The sequence below is a fragment of the Desulfamplus magnetovallimortis genome, from assembly GCF_900170035.1.
GTDB classification, from domain to species: domain Bacteria; phylum Desulfobacterota; class Desulfobacteria; order Desulfobacterales; family Desulfobacteraceae; genus Desulfamplus; species Desulfamplus magnetovallimortis.
Map to the genome: position 1 here is coordinate 1 of NZ_LT828557.1, position 14,550 is coordinate 14,550.

Genomic DNA, 14,550 nt, shown 5'->3' on the forward strand with positions numbered 1-14,550 from the left:
TATAGATTTATATGCAAGTCCCCGCAAATGGCTGTTTTTATAAAGATTTTCAACTCTTCGATTGTGGCGATGAACCGCCATGTTGGTTATAGCGAGATGGGCAGGGGGGTTAGGTTTCATGGCAACAATTTCATCCGGTTAATCAAAAAAAAGGGTTAGCTCTAATGTCGGACGCCCCTATGTGGTAGATGTGCCCCTTGTGGGTACCCCATGAGGGCAACCACAAGGGATGCTCCTACATCACAAAAAATGGCCGATGTTAGAACCAACCCCCAAAAAAAGAATAACTTTTATTGGCATGCTTTATTTTTCGGTTTAACTTTTTTTAAAGGTTATAAACATCAGCTCCGTTGATCACATTAATCCCCTTCTCCTTAAGTATCCCGATGGCCTTGTCAAGATCATGAAACCTGAAGATCATTATGGCATTTTTCCCATGGGGATTTGCAAAGGCATACATATATTCCACATTTACCCCCTCAGATGTAAGAGGATCAAGAACATTGTTAAGACCTCCTGGAGAATCATCCACCTCAATTGCAAGAACGTTTGTTTTACCGACTGTAAAGCCCTCTTTTTTTAGAGCTTCTTCAGCAGCCTGATTATTATTTACAATAAGTCTTAATATACCGAAATCAGTGGTATCTGCAAGGGAAAGCGCTCTTATGTTAACGTTGGCATCCCTGAGAATGGCAGTTACCTCTGCAAGACGACCTGCTTTATTTTCCAGAAAAATGGATATCTGTTCAACTCTCATATGTTAATTCCTCCTTGTGGTATAAGACTTCTCAGGATTTCCGGTTATCAATCACCCTTACTGCTTTTCCCTGGCTTCTTTCAATGGTTTTTGGCTCAACCAGCTTGATTTTGGCAGATACGCCAAGGTACTCCTTGATATCGCTGGCAAGTTTTTTCTCCATATTCTGGAGTTTTTTGATCTCATCCGAGAAGAAATCCTGACCAATTTCAACCATTACAGTCAAGGTGTCAAGATTATCAACCCTGTCCACAACAAGCTGGTAATGTGGCTGGATATCTTCACTTTTCATGATAACACTTTCAATCTGGGACGGGAAGACATTGACCCCTCGAATGATAAGCATGTCATCTGTTCTGCCAGATACTTTATTCATTCTGACATGTGTTCTGCCGCATATGCAGGGTTCAGGATTAAGGGCTGTGATATCACGGGTTCTGTAGCGGATTATGGGAAAAGCCTCTTTGGTGATTGAGGTAAATACAAGTTCACCTGTTTCGCCATAGGGAAGAGTTTCACCAGTTTCAGGATTGATTATCTCAGCTATAAAATGATCCTCAAAAATATGCAGACCCTTCTGGGCTTCTCGGCATTCAATGGAAACACCAGGCCCCATGATCTCGCTTAATCCATATATATCAATGGCTTTAAGGTGCAGCTTGTTCTGCAGATCTGTTCTCATATCTTCAGACCACGGCTCTGCCCCGAAAATGCCGCACTTGAAATTGAGGTCTTCAAAGGAGATCCCCATCTCTTCTGCAACCTCGGCAAGATGCAGAATATAGGAGGGGGTACCTGTTAGCACCGTGGGTTTAAAATCCCTCATGATAATTATCTGACGCTTTGTGTTGCCGCCTGACACAGGTATAACAGAAGCTCCAAGCTTTTCAGCACCATAATGTACACCAAGACCTCCTGTGAAAAGACCATAACCGTAGGCATTATGTACAATGTCATTGCTTGTTGCCCCACCTGCAACAAGGGATCTTGCCATAAGTTCTGACCAGGTCTCAATATCACGTCTTGTATATCCCACAACTGTTGGAAGACCGGTTGTGCCGGACGAGGCATGGATACGAACGACATTTTCCATGGGAACAGCAAACATGCCATATGGATAGTTATCCCGAAGATCCTGTTTTACTGTAAAGGGAATCTTCTCAAGATCCTTTAAAGATTTAATATCTGAAGGTGTTATGTTTGCTTTTCTAAAACTTTCTTTATAAAATGGAACCGTTGCATAAACCCGTTCAAGGGTGGTTTTAAGGCGGCTCAACTGTATGGATTCCAGTGCCTCCCGGGGCATGGTCTCAAAATCCATGTTAAATATCGACATTGATTAGGTACTCCTTATATTTACATAAAGTTGATGCTCTCATAAAAAGTCCGTAACCCAAAAAATCATACTAACAATTTCAATTGGTTACAGCTACAAAAATAAAAAAATCAGACTTTTTACAGGCTCATCAAAGTTAGCTGTCAAGTGTCCCCTTGAACTGGGCTTTGCGTTTTTCAAGAAATGCTGATGTACCTTCTGCTGCATCAGAGCTTGCCACACAAAGAGCAAAAGCATCTGCCTCAAAACGGCATCCAGTCTCAAGATCCACATCCTTGCCACATGCAATGGCCTCTTTTGCAGCTCTCAAAGATGCAGAACCTTTTTTTGCAATGGCTTTGGCTGTTTTCATAACCTCCTCCATAAGTGTTCCATCTTCACACACCTTGTTAACAATGCCATATGAGAGGGCATCTGCTGCTGAAAATGTTTTTCCTGTAAAGATAAGTTCCCTTGCAAGGTTGGTTCCCACAAGTCTTGTGAGGCGCTGGGTACCGCCAAATCCCGGAATCAATCCAAGTGTTATTTCAGGAAGTCCAAATACTGCCTTTTCCGATGCATAGATAAAATCACATGCAAGAGAGACTTCAGTTCCACCGCCCAGGGCAAAACCGTTTACTGCTGCAATAACAGGTATTGGAAGGGCCTCAAGCCTTGAAAAAAGTTTCTGCCCCTTTGTGGCAAATCTTTTGGCAAGAAGGGGATTCATTTTTGCAAGTTCGGAAATATCAGCGCCTGCAACAAATGCCTTTTCTCCGGAGCCTGTCAGAATAAGTACACGAATATCAGGGTTGGTTTCCACCTGATCAAGTACACTGTCAAACTCCTCAAGAAGAGCCTGATTCAATGCATTAAGGGCTTTTGGTCTGTTAAAGGTTAAAATGGCAATACCATTGTCAATGTCAAAGATCAAATTTTCCACTGTAATCTCCTCAGTTATTTTTAATAATGGGGTTTTATTAACTTACCCAAACATCCCCTCTCCATTCATGGAGAGGGGGTTGGGGGGTGAGGTTGTTGGGCAAGTTATTTCAGACTGATTCCTTAAATACCAGTTCCTTATCAATTTTATAGTGCTCTTGGATCCGTCTCTTTGATGTATTTTTCCACACCATCAATAATTGCATCACAAAGGACGTTCTGGTATGTTGAGTTGATCAGACGCTTACACTCTGTTTTATTGCTGATAAAAGAGGTTTCAATAAGAATTGAAGGCATTGTTGCACCAAGCAGAACATAAAAAGGTGCCTGTTTTACACCGAGATTTCTTATGCCAGAGTATTTTTTTGCAACACCTTTATATAGATAATCATGTACAATTGTTGAAAGCCTTGCTGACTCATTGATTTTTGCGTTTTTCATCAGGTCATTCAGAATGGATTGAAGGTCACTTATATTTTTACGTGATGTGGCGTTCTCCCTTGCTGCAACATTTATGGCCTGCTCGTCGGTTGCCAGATTAAGGTAATAGGTCTCAAGTCCTGTGAGCGTTTTATCCCTTGCAGCGTTGCAGTGAAGAGAGATGAAAAGATCGGCGTTTTTAGTATTGGCAATGGCTGTTCTCTCTTCAAGGGTAAGATAGACATCCTTTGAACGTGTCAGAATAACATTGCATTTAAGTCTCTCACTCATTTTTTTTGCCATTTTTCTGGCTATGGACAGCACAACATCCTTTTCATAAACGCCTTTGATATATCCAATGGCACCAGGATCCTTGCCGCCATGACCCGGATCTATCACAATGGTTCTGACCCCGAGAGCAAGTTGTTTTGCAATTGCAGATGCATGTATTTTGTCAGGGTTAGAGCCAATGGTTGAGAGCTTTTCCGGAGGAATAGAGCTTCCCGGGGATTCTGAAGATGATACACCTGATGAAGTGCCGGAAGCATTGCCCGAGGATTTTGCAACTATTGAGTTTTCCCCCCAGACATCTATGACCATTCTGAAAGGGTCCTTTAGGGAAAAAATTTTATAATTATCATAAGATTTTATGTCAACAACAACCCTCACCGAATGTGGAGTGTGCTGCCCTGCCCTTGCCCTTGTAAGAAGATCATCGTTGATTATGGTATGTGTTGGAACATTTTTCCCAAGTACAGAACGTTCAATATCCACATAGAGGCGTGGTGGTTTTTTCAGATCAGCATTTTTTTCAAGCAGATGATGAACATAGGGGCGCTCCTCGGAAGCATCAATGACAACCCTGGTATAGTTAGGTGTTGACCAGTATCGCATCCCTGTTATGTATGTATCACCATCAGCATTAACTTTAGGATATGATGATTTGTCATTGGAAATCCCGGATGTTTTTTTACCACCAGTATCACCGGAATTTGAAGAGGTTGAGAGTCCTCCATTGCCGTCAGAATAGAATGAATCTGCTAAAGGGCTTGAAGGGTCAAGGGGATCAAGTGGTACTTTTTCTTCACTTGCAGAATCATCACCTGGCAACTGGCCATTTTTAATGAGTGAACCATTTTTTGTAATTGTTTTAAGCCCTGTTTTATTTTTTACCCCAGAACTTTCAGTTTGTTTATCTTTATCTTCTGCCTCTCCATCTTCAGCCTCTCCATCTTCAGGTTTGGTATCAGATATTTCCATATCAGCAGAAGATGTTTCTTTATCTCTGTTTTTATGCTTTGCCCTGTATGCAGGTGATCTTTTAACAGGAATCCTTGCCTGAAGTGAATCCTGCCTTTCGGTTGTATCTTTTATTTTGTTGTCAATCCCTACAGCTATCTTCTGTTTATCCTGATTCTGCTTCTGGTTTTTATCGTCAATTGCATCCTTTTTCTCGGCAATGTTTAGATCAGAGCCAGTGAGACTTTTTTTTTCACCTAAAGCCTCTCCTTTAGATTGATTCTCCTGGTCGTCAGGATTTGTACTGCCATCAACTCTTCTGGTGGAAGCCGCTTTCTTGGTGAGGTATTTCAAGGACTTTTTTGTCCCAACCTTTATAATATCTCCGTTTACATTCTGCTCTCCAGCTCCATCCGGCTCATCCGGGTTCTTATCTGCCATATTTAAAGCAGCAACATTATCGGATTCAATATCGGATTCAATAGAGGATATCAAATCCCTTGCCCTTAAACGGTATGCACTTCCCGGGTATCTTTTTATAATACGGTTTAAAAGGTCGATTGCCTCGGATTGATCCCTCTGAATCCCAAATCTTTTATAAAGCTCATGGTAAAGCTGGGCAGCCCTGTACATTCCTGCAGATGCCCAAGGATTATGTGGCTCAGGAATATAGACACTTTCGTACTGTTCAATGCATGAGACCCAGTTCTGTCTGTATTTCTGCATTTCAGGATCTTTCCTGATTTTCTGATAACAAAGATCAGCATCAAAGTATCTCTCCCTTGGTGTTGAGGCAAGGCAGAGATCAGGAAACAGAAATCCTGACAACATGCAACCAGTTATGATGGTCATGCAGACAAAGATGACATTTTTTCTCAGATTATATAGTAATGTTCTATTAACCATTTAACCTTGATGAACCTGTAAAAAGTCCGATTTTGAAATTCTTTCACTCATAATCCGCTGAAATTATTAATAGCCATTCTGGTGTTGTGGTCTTTTTTAGGAGATCATCAACCTTGACTGTCTCGCAAAAAATCAATAAAAAAGATCCATCTGCTCGGAAACAGCTTCATCATTTTTTCCAAGTTTTAAATTACTTTTGCTCTTTGAGCTGGTTTTACTCTTTGAACTGCTTTCACTCTTTGAACTGCTTTGACTCTTTGAACTGCTTTTACTCTTTGAGTTGCTTTTACTCTTGGCTTTCCCGACAACATCAATGTGCAAATCTTTTTCTTCAACAATATTACTGCTGTCAAGAAGATCACCCTGGTGCTCTATGGTTCTCAATATCTCTCCTGCACGCAGGACAACCTTGTCAGGAATACCTGCAAGCTTTGCCACCTGAATACCATAGCTTTTATTGGTTGCCCCTGGAACCAGGCTTCTTAAAAAAATAATATTATCATCAAACTCCTTAACAGCAATATTATAATTTTTAACCCTTGGTTTCAGGTGCTCAAGTCTTGTCAATTCATGATAATGGGTGGCAAAAAGGGTTTTTACACCTTCCCCGCCATTGAGATCATGGAGATGCTCTGCAACTGCCCATGCAATGCTTAGGCCATCAAAGGTGCTGGTGCCACGTCCTATTTCATCAAGAATAACAAGACTTTGTGGAGTTGCGTTATTGATGATATTGGCAGTCTCCTCCATCTCCACCATAAAAGTACTCTGCCCCTGGGCAAGATTATCAAGGGCACCCACCCGTGTAAAAATTCTGTCAGTAACAGGAATTTCAGCCTTTGATGCAGGAACAAAACAACCGGTCTGTGCCATGAGTACCTGAAGAGCAACCTGACGCAACACCGTTGATTTCCCTGCCATATTGGGACCTGTAATAATTAAAAGCTGTTGATCTTCATCATTGAGTTCAACGCTGTTGGGAACATAGCGCTCACCTTCAATCAACTTTTCAACAACAGGATGGCGGCCATCTTTGATGAAAAGATTGCTATCTACAATTTTGGGACGAACATAACTGTTAAGCTCAGATGTATGTGCAAAACAGGTCAATACATCCACTGTGGCAAGAAAATTTGCCATTTTCATTATGGATTCTGTCTTCTGGACAATTTCTTTTTTGACATCACAAAAAATATCATACTCAAGGGAAGCTCTTTTCTCCTGGGCATTGAGTATTTTTGACTCCATCTCCTTCAACTCTTCTGTAATGAATCTCTCGGCATTCACAAGGGTCTGCTTGCGTATATAATGTTCCGGAGCAGATGAGGCCTGGGTCCTTGAAAGCTCAATAAAATAGCCAAAAACCTTGTTGTACTTTATTTTAAGGGAGCTTAAACCTGTTTTTTCTTTCTCTTGAATGCCTTTGTCAAGAATCCATTTTTTGCCGTTTCTGGAGAGCTCAATCAGCTCATCAAGTTCACTGCTGTAACCATCCTTGATGATCCCGCCCTCACCTGTAGCCAAGGGAGCATCATCTCTTACAGCACGATCAATAATCGTTGCAAGTTGGGTCAAATCCCTGGCCACATCCTCTTTGTTCTCAATAAACTCCCCTTTATAAAGTGGCGCAGAAAGCCTGTTTAAATCCTTAAAAATTTCAGGGAGTTTCAAAAGAGAGGTTTTCAGTGCAAGCATATCACGGGGAGTTCCGTGACCCATTGAGATTCTGCTGCCAAGACGTTCAAGGTCATAAACTGATTTAAGTGAAGATCTTAAGGAATTTCTGATGCTCTTTTGATTAATAGCATCATCAACCGCATCAAGGCGATTTTCAATGGAGTCCCTATCTTTAAGAGGATAACGCAGCCAGTTTTTAAGAAGGCGGGCACCCATTGCTGTCACGGTGTTATCAAGGATAGTGACAAGTGTGCCTGATTTCCCACCATTTTCAATATTCTTAAAAATTTCAAGATTCCTGCATGAACGTTCATCCATCACAAGATAACTTTTCATGTCATGGTAATCAAGGCTTGTAATATGATTTGTATCCTGAAGCTGGGTCTCATGTACATAAGCCATTATGGCACCGGCAGCAGAAAGAGCAGCGGTCAGGTGATCGCACCCAAAACCCTTAAGGCTTCTTGTGGAAAAGTGCTCAATAAGCCTGTTTCTGGCATCGGGCATTCTGAAGTTTCTGCGCTCAAGCCAGGTGATACCATTTGAAGGGAATCGTTTTCTGATATAGTTAAAGGCAGGATCATTTCGGAAGTGATCAGGCAGAAGAAATTCACTTGGAGCAACACGCATGGCTTCATCAAGAAGTTCATCAGGAACCTTACCATTTACAGTGGATGACTGGGTTGTGATGAAAAGTCCTGTTGAAATATCAAGCCAGGCCATACCTGCATAACCTTCAAGGATGGAAAGAGAAAGCAGATAGTTATTGGAACTTCTGTCAAGAAGAGACTCATTTAGAATCATGCCGGGAGTCACAACCCTTGTAACTTCCCGCCTTACAAGTCCCTTGGCAGCAGCAGGATCTTCTACCTGTTCACAGATTGCCACCTTGCAGCCATTTTCTATGAGCTTTGCAATGTAACTGTCTGCTGCACGAAAAGGAATTCCGCACATGGGAACAGGATCTTCCTGATTTTTGTTTCTGGAAGTCAGTGCAATTTCAAGAATGGCAGATGCCTTAACTGCATCTTCAAGGAACATTTCATAAAAATCACCCATTCTGTAAAACAGTACAGCATCAGGATAATTTTTTTTGATGCTCAGGTACTGCTCCATCATGGGTGTGTTTTTTTGACTGGTCATTGGACTTTGGCAAAGAGAAGAACAGATGGGTTACCCCTGAGATTTTTCCAGATTTGCAGGGAGTTCAATTGCATCATTTTCACTGTTTTCATCCAGTTCCTCAACGGGTTCTTCCTTCTTTTTAAAATATGGATCGCTTTTGAATTTATCCAATTCTGTCTGAAGGGTGTCAATTGTCTGATGCTGGCTGTTAATTGTTACATTCAGCATTTTCATGGTCTTACGGCTTCTGAATTTTGCACATAACCCGAGATATCCGGTAATAAGAAGGCCAATTAGAAGTGAACCACCAAAATAATAGACATTTTCGATTTCAGGAGCAGTCCATTGCCAGGTTTCAACACCAAGGCTTAAGGATAACGCCTGTTTAGTAAAAAAATATTCCCGATTCTGATAAATCACAAGGGCAACAAAGACAACAACAAGTAAAACGACAAATGCTTTAAATTTTTTCATCAGACATCTCCAAAGGGATATATAATATATATTAATAAGCTGTTCCTTAAAAATTGATAAATATGTAAAAAGTTAGATTTTGCGAAAACGGGCTTTTTGCAAAAATATCAATATTTAAGAAAATGAAAACTGCTTTTCCATTAAATAATTGTATTTAATCAACTTACCCAAACTCCCCCTCGCGAGTCTGTAGGATGTGGCTAAGGGTTAGGTGAATGTGCAAGTTATTAAAAATTAATTCATAAGGAACTGTTTTTTTTAGAAACTTCAATTTTTCCATTGTGGCTGTGACCTGCCATGGCCGTTTATGCATCCCCGGTAATTTTCATTAAAAATGTTACTGGATAATAGATCAATTATTTTTTTTTTTCAATGCTTAGTTTATAAAGATCAATATTTTTCAATGCTTCCAAAGCCATCATCATTCAAAAATTTTCGGGGGATGTAAATTGGGTTATAAAAGTATATGTAATCCTGATCTTTACTCACAAAAAGGTTCCAGTTGAGATCATCCAAAGAGAGATATCTTGCAATCTCCATAAGAGAGATATGAAGATGTGCTCCAATGCCGGATTTTCTCATGGATGTATCTGCAACCGTTCCCAAAATCTTTCCTGCGGCAACAAAATCACCTGCTTTCAAAGAGGTATCAGGGGCAATATGGGAATATACTATTGCCAGACTCCTGCCAAAACCTGCAATAACAGATCTTCCAAGAAAATCATCACATATATTAAGGATAGTGGAGTCAACCATTGCAGGTATCATTATATCCTGGGATAAAGATACAATATCTCCGTTACGGTTTCTATATTGAGCAATATCAATACCTTCATGGGCGGTCTTCCTGTATCCCGGGCTACCCCACCACTTAAGCCAGCTTCCGAAAAGCATTCCGGGATGAAATATCCACTCTCTGGAAGCACAAATCTGCAAATGATTGATATGCTCAATGGATTTCAGAAAATCATCCAAGATCACATCTCATCAGGCAGATGCTATTACAATTTTGTGTGCCATAAGATTTATATCTTCAATCTCCCCGCTTATCTCCAGAGTGTCTCCAAGAAGTCCTTTAAGAAGAAATTTTTTATCTCCAAGGGGAGAGATGGCTGCCACGTTTTCCATTACAAGTTTTTCAACATCATTGCTTTTTAAATAGACATTTGATTCACACATAATATTTTTTCCTATTTTTAAAAATCCATCTTAACTAGGCATCTTTCATTTGCCACTTTACACTTTCCCTAACAGAATGCCCGTTTTTAGGAGCTCCTGTTCTGGAAAGTGTAAAGTACTTTCTGTATGATATGAATTATGCCCTTAACTATAACAACACTTTATCCGAAAAAAAATATAAGGTACAAAAAAATACTTAGTTTTATACACTCATGGCAAGGCTGTGGATTTTTTATTATAACTGTCAAAATGAAAATGCAAGATATTCCTTGGATAAAATAAAATTATAATATATCACAGATTGTGCTTTTCTGATGTTGTGAAGAGTGATCATAACTGGTATATTAAGAATTACTCAAAATCGACATCCCATTGCTTTTCTGGCAGGTATTGCATTTGTCTGAGTCAGAAGAGTAAAGTACTTTTGTGGAATATGAAACTGGAAATATGAAAAGATACCAGGAACTCCTGTAAAATGCTAAAATTGTCGATGCAAGTTTTTTTATGTCTGAATATATAACACTCAAGAGTCGTAAGTTCCCATTACTGCCAACAGATATTGTGATTTCAGCTACTTTTACAATACTATGGAGCTGGTATTAAATTACTTAGGAATGAGTCTTAAATAACTTGCCCATTTCAAAACAGACGACCATTGTAGGCTGTACGTTTGATAATTATAATTGGGCACATTATTTCGTGCTTATTCCTTACCCGTTTACCTCACCCCCAAGACCCTCTCCATGAATGGAGAGGGGGTGTTTGGGTAAGTTAATTAAACACCATTACTATAGATGGTTGCAACCGAGAAAACTTTTGACTGACGAGATGAACTGAGAGGAAGAGTGGATGATAAAATTTTACCAAAATGATGATTTTTTCATGGATGATGACCTGCCCGACGACTCCCGGGACTGCCTTGACTGTTTCGGGGAATTCAGCAGACAAAATACGATATGCACAAAATATTGTTCAGACTCAATAAGATGTGCCATTGAACATCATCAAAATCCTGCCATCGACATTTTGGAACATATTCTGGAAATGGAGTTCTTTCCGGCAAGAATGAACTGAATCAGCAAAGCTTGCGGGGGCTAAAATATTTTTCCGGGATTCAGAATATTGCCGGGATCAAAGACAGCTTTTATACCCCGCATGATCTTAAGCTCATTCTCCCGAATCTCCCTTGGCAGATATTTCATCTTAGTTATTCCCACCCCATGCTCTCCTGTGATGGTGCCGCCAAGTTCCAGGGTAGCCTCAAAAAGCTCGTCCACTGCAGATTCTGCAAGATTCTGTGCATCTTTATACCGTTTGTCATACATTATATTGCAATGGATATTTCCATCTCCTGCATGACCAAAACTTACAACAGGAAGCCCTGTACGCTTCTGAATCCTTTCAATGCGTAAAACCATCTCAGGTATCCTGTTAATTGGAACAACAATATCCTCATTGATCTTGTCAGGAGCCATCCTGAAAAGAGCAGATGAGAGAGCTTTTCTTGCTGCCCACAAGGTTGATGCTTCTGCTTTGTCAGCCGCAGTTATTACCCTGTTTGCCCCTTTTTTCACACAAAAAGTTTCAAGATTTTTTCCATCTTCCTCAACAACACCACAACTTCCATCAACCTCTATAATAAGGATTGCCTCAATATCATCGGGAACGTGAAAACCAAATCTGTCTCTTACACATGCAATGGAAGATCGGTCAAGAAACTCAACACATCTTGGTATTACAGCATCTTTTATTATGGAAGAAACGGCAGAAGCTGCCTTGTGAATGGATGGAAAAAGGGCTGCCATTGTTTTTACAGCCTCTGGAAGGGGCAATAGTTTTAAAGTGGCCTGGGTTACAATGGCAAGTGTGCCTTCGGAACCGACAATAAGGCGGGTTAGGTCATATCCGGCAACCCCCTTAGCTGTTTTTACACCTGTGTTAATTATATTACCGGAGGGCAGTACTGCCTCAAGGCCAAGGACATAATCTCGGGTTACTCCATACTTTACAGCTCTTGGCCCTCCTGCACACTCACCAAGATTTCCGCCAATGGTACAAAAGGATGAGCTTGCAGGATCAGGGGGATAAAAAAGCCCTTTTTTCTCAACAGCATGATGAAAATTTCCAGTAATGACTCCAGGTTCCACCCTTGCAACCAGAGTTTCATCATCAATTTCAATGATACGGTTCATGCGGCTTGTTGCAATAACAATTCCACCCTTGACAGGCAGACTGCCTCCGGTCATGCCTGATCCGCTTCCCCTTGGGATAAGAGGTATCCCTTCTTTTGCTGCAATTTTTACAATTTCCGCAACTTCATGGGATACAGCAGGGAAAACCACAGCATGCGGCAAAAAAAAACGTCCGGTGGCATCATATGAATAGCAGCAGAGTTCCTCTGGTTCCCTTGTGACATGACCATTGGTTATTGATACAAGTTCCCTGTAAATTGACTCTTTGATATCAGCCATTGTTTTGCCTAAGTAATTGGGTTTAATTAACTTACCCAAACTCATCCTCTCCAGTAATGGAGAAGGGGCTTGGGGTTGAAGTGAATGGGCAAGTTATTAAAAATCAATTCCTAAATAATTTTTCCAGACTCAATTTTATTGTAAAGATAATTGAGCTGTTCCGAGTAAGGCCCCTGCTTTTTCATGGCCTTTTCAACTGCGTTTATTGAGTATATTGCAGTTGCATGGTAACGGTTAAAACTTTTACCTATCTTTTTTAATGGTTGGTCTGTATATTTTCTGGCAAGGTATATGGCCAACTGCCTTGGATGAACATGCTTCTTTTTCCGTGACGGAGAGACAAGATCCTGCTCTGTTACTCCAAATTCACTGCAAACAAGCTTTTTTATCACATCCACAGTTATTGCCTGTTTTGTTTTTGTAATATTTTGAAGGACAGATCGGGCAAGATCAATATTGAGCATTTCCCCCATAAGAGATGCTTTTGCTGCAACGCCTGCAAGGCCGCTTTCAAGTTGTCTTACATTATCACACAGCTCCTGGGCAATGTAATCTGTAACATCATTGGGAATTTTACACCCATACTCTTTTGATTTCTTTTTCAAAATTTTAACCCTGGTGCTGAAATCAGGAGCATCCATCTTTGTTACAAGACCCATGGTAAGCCGGGATTTTAACTGCTCGTTCATTTTGGGTATCTCACCCGGCAGATAACATCCGCTGAAGATCAATCTCTTTTCAGCATCAAGAAGATAGTCAAGGGTCATTGCAAGCTCTTTCTGGGTGGCATCTTTGCCCGAAAGAAAATGGACATCTTCCAGAATAAGCACATCACACTTTCTTCGGTATTTTTCCTTGAAATTGTTTATAGTGTTGTTTTTTAAGCAATAGACCATCTCATTGGTAAAATCCTCTGCTGTGACATAAAAAACCTTATCAGTAATACCCTGATTCATGGCATGGTGACCGACAGCCTGGGAAAGATGGCTTTTGCCAAGCCCTGTACCTGCAAGAAGATATATGGCACTGTTACCGTTTCTTGCTCCCTGGGCCAAAGATAGTGATGCAGAATAGGCAAAGTCGTTATTATCCCCAACCACAAACTGATCAAATGTATAATTTTTTTTCAATATTCTGCCGCTGTCAAACATAAGATTCAAACCAGGCAGAGTCAACTGTTTGGGAGCACTGGATCTTTTTCTTGCATTCAAACATGCTCCTGATGATTTAGCATCAGAGAGAAGCAAACCTTTATTAAGGGAGTCAGATGTTGAACCTTTCTGGGAAGAGCCGGTAGTTGCCCCAAATTTTTTTTTCAAACCTGACAACCCATCCCCTGTTGCTCCGCCCTTTCCTTTTGGTGAATCTTTAGAACTATTATGACAAATATTCTCAGGTGTTTCCAGTTCAATCTGGAGATCCGCAAATCCCAATGTGGAAAACTCATTGATTATGCCCTGAATATAATTATCCTTAACACGTTTTCTGGAAAAAGTGTTGGGACATAACAATGTAATAACACTGTTTTCGGAAGCCAGAAATTCAATGGGCTGAATCCACATCCTGAAACTGTGGTCAGGCAACGAATCTTTCATTTTCAATTTAACGTTATTCCAAAGAGATTCCATAATACTCCAGATCTGTTCCCCAAGTGTTTTTAGTCAAAACAAGCAAACTATATACAAAACAACTCTTCATCCACAAAACAACTCTTCATCCATACAAAACATCTTTTCATCCATACAAAACATCTTTTCATCCATACAAAACATCTTTTCATCCATACAAAACATCTTTTCATCCATACAAAACAATAAACCTTGATTTATTTTTACAGCAAAAAAAAATTTTCGGGATATCTTAAGGATGGTAGATGAACAGTTGATTAAAGCCATTTCCAGCAACCTGTAACAACTGCGGGAAACTATAGTGATTTGATTTTTTATTTACCCGGTATCTGCGGATGTTTTTTTTCTCTATTTCATGTCTTAACGGAAGTCAAATCGGATATCACTTTGTTATAAATATGTTAGGATAATTTTATA

The 14,550-nt window shown here is 40.3% G+C and carries 11 protein-coding genes; 1 reads left to right on the forward strand and 10 read right to left on the reverse strand.

Annotation, left to right across the window (positions count from 1 at the left end):
• Positions 1-325: 325 nt before the first annotated feature.
• The 8 genes from MTBBW1_RS22045 to MTBBW1_RS22080 form a co-directional block, all read right to left on the reverse strand.
• Complete coding sequence (locus MTBBW1_RS22045; RefSeq protein ID WP_080807302.1) at positions 326-757, reverse strand: ACT domain-containing protein; 432 nt, start codon at positions 755-757, stop codon at positions 326-328.
• 31 nt (positions 758-788) lie between these two features.
• Positions 789-2,093: a phenylacetate--CoA ligase family protein gene (locus MTBBW1_RS22050; protein WP_080807305.1), complete on the reverse strand. Its 1,305-nt coding sequence runs from the start codon at positions 2,091-2,093 to the stop codon at positions 789-791.
• Between the two features lie 136 nt (positions 2,094-2,229).
• Positions 2,230-3,015, reverse strand: coding sequence for an enoyl-CoA hydratase/isomerase family protein (locus MTBBW1_RS22055; RefSeq protein WP_425430023.1), 786 nt, complete (start codon positions 3,013-3,015; stop codon positions 2,230-2,232).
• 146 nt (positions 3,016-3,161) lie between these two features.
• The gene (locus MTBBW1_RS29780) at positions 3,162-5,579 is read right to left on the reverse strand and encodes an N-acetylmuramoyl-L-alanine amidase (RefSeq protein WP_245809516.1); all 2,418 of its coding nucleotides are present in this window, start codon (positions 5,577-5,579) and stop codon (positions 3,162-3,164) included.
• A gap of 132 nt (positions 5,580-5,711) precedes the next feature.
• The gene (gene mutS, locus MTBBW1_RS22065) at positions 5,712-8,399 is read right to left on the reverse strand and encodes a DNA mismatch repair protein MutS (RefSeq protein WP_080807311.1); all 2,688 of its coding nucleotides are present in this window, start codon (positions 8,397-8,399) and stop codon (positions 5,712-5,714) included.
• A gap of 30 nt (positions 8,400-8,429) precedes the next feature.
• Positions 8,430-8,855 carry a hypothetical protein gene (locus MTBBW1_RS22070; RefSeq protein WP_080807314.1) on the reverse strand — a complete coding sequence of 142 codons (426 nt, stop codon included), beginning with the start codon at positions 8,853-8,855 and terminating at the stop codon, positions 8,430-8,432.
• 390 nt (positions 8,856-9,245) lie between these two features.
• On the reverse strand, positions 9,246-9,830 hold the full coding sequence (locus MTBBW1_RS22075; RefSeq protein ID WP_080807317.1) for a peptidoglycan DD-metalloendopeptidase family protein: 585 nt from the start codon (positions 9,828-9,830) through the stop codon (positions 9,246-9,248).
• A gap of 12 nt (positions 9,831-9,842) precedes the next feature.
• The gene (locus MTBBW1_RS22080) at positions 9,843-10,034 is read right to left on the reverse strand and encodes a CooT family nickel-binding protein (protein ID WP_080807322.1); all 192 of its coding nucleotides are present in this window, start codon (positions 10,032-10,034) and stop codon (positions 9,843-9,845) included.
• Between the two features lie 849 nt (positions 10,035-10,883).
• Between MTBBW1_RS22080 and MTBBW1_RS22085 the strand changes: the two genes are divergently transcribed.
• Complete coding sequence (locus MTBBW1_RS22085) at positions 10,884-11,108, forward strand: hypothetical protein (protein WP_080807325.1); 225 nt, start codon at positions 10,884-10,886, stop codon at positions 11,106-11,108.
• A gap of 20 nt (positions 11,109-11,128) precedes the next feature.
• Here the strand turns inward: MTBBW1_RS22085 and MTBBW1_RS22090 are convergent, their stop codons facing one another.
• On the reverse strand, positions 11,129-12,544 hold the full coding sequence (locus MTBBW1_RS22090) for an FAD-binding oxidoreductase (RefSeq protein ID WP_245809517.1): 1,416 nt from the start codon (positions 12,542-12,544) through the stop codon (positions 11,129-11,131).
• Between the two features lie 71 nt (positions 12,545-12,615).
• A complete protein-coding gene (dnaA, locus tag MTBBW1_RS22095) occupies positions 12,616-14,133 on the reverse strand; it encodes a chromosomal replication initiator protein DnaA (protein ID WP_080807328.1) in 1,518 nt (505 codons plus the stop codon).
• Positions 14,134-14,550 lie beyond the last annotated feature (417 nt).

Bases quoted from the DNA above. Each gene is read 5' to 3' on its own strand.
- dnaA (WP_080807328.1), bottom strand. From the start codon at position 14,133: ATGGAATCTCTTTGGAATAACGTTAAATTGAAAATGAAAGATTCGTTG.
- MTBBW1_RS22050 (WP_080807305.1), bottom strand. From the start codon at position 2,093: ATGTCGATATTTAACATGGATTTTGAGACCATGCCCCGGGAGGCACTG.
- MTBBW1_RS22045 (WP_080807302.1), bottom strand. From the start codon at position 757: ATGAGAGTTGAACAGATATCCATTTTTCTGGAAAATAAAGCAGGTCGT.
- MTBBW1_RS22080 (WP_080807322.1), bottom strand. From the start codon at position 10,034: ATGTGTGAATCAAATGTCTATTTAAAAAGCAATGATGTTGAAAAACTT.
- MTBBW1_RS22085 (WP_080807325.1), top strand. From the start codon at position 10,884: ATGATAAAATTTTACCAAAATGATGATTTTTTCATGGATGATGACCTG.
- MTBBW1_RS22070 (WP_080807314.1), bottom strand. From the start codon at position 8,855: ATGAAAAAATTTAAAGCATTTGTCGTTTTACTTGTTGTTGTCTTTGTT.
- MTBBW1_RS29780 (WP_245809516.1), bottom strand. From the start codon at position 5,579: ATGGTTAATAGAACATTACTATATAATCTGAGAAAAAATGTCATCTTT.
- mutS (WP_080807311.1), bottom strand. From the start codon at position 8,399: ATGACCAGTCAAAAAAACACACCCATGATGGAGCAGTACCTGAGCATC.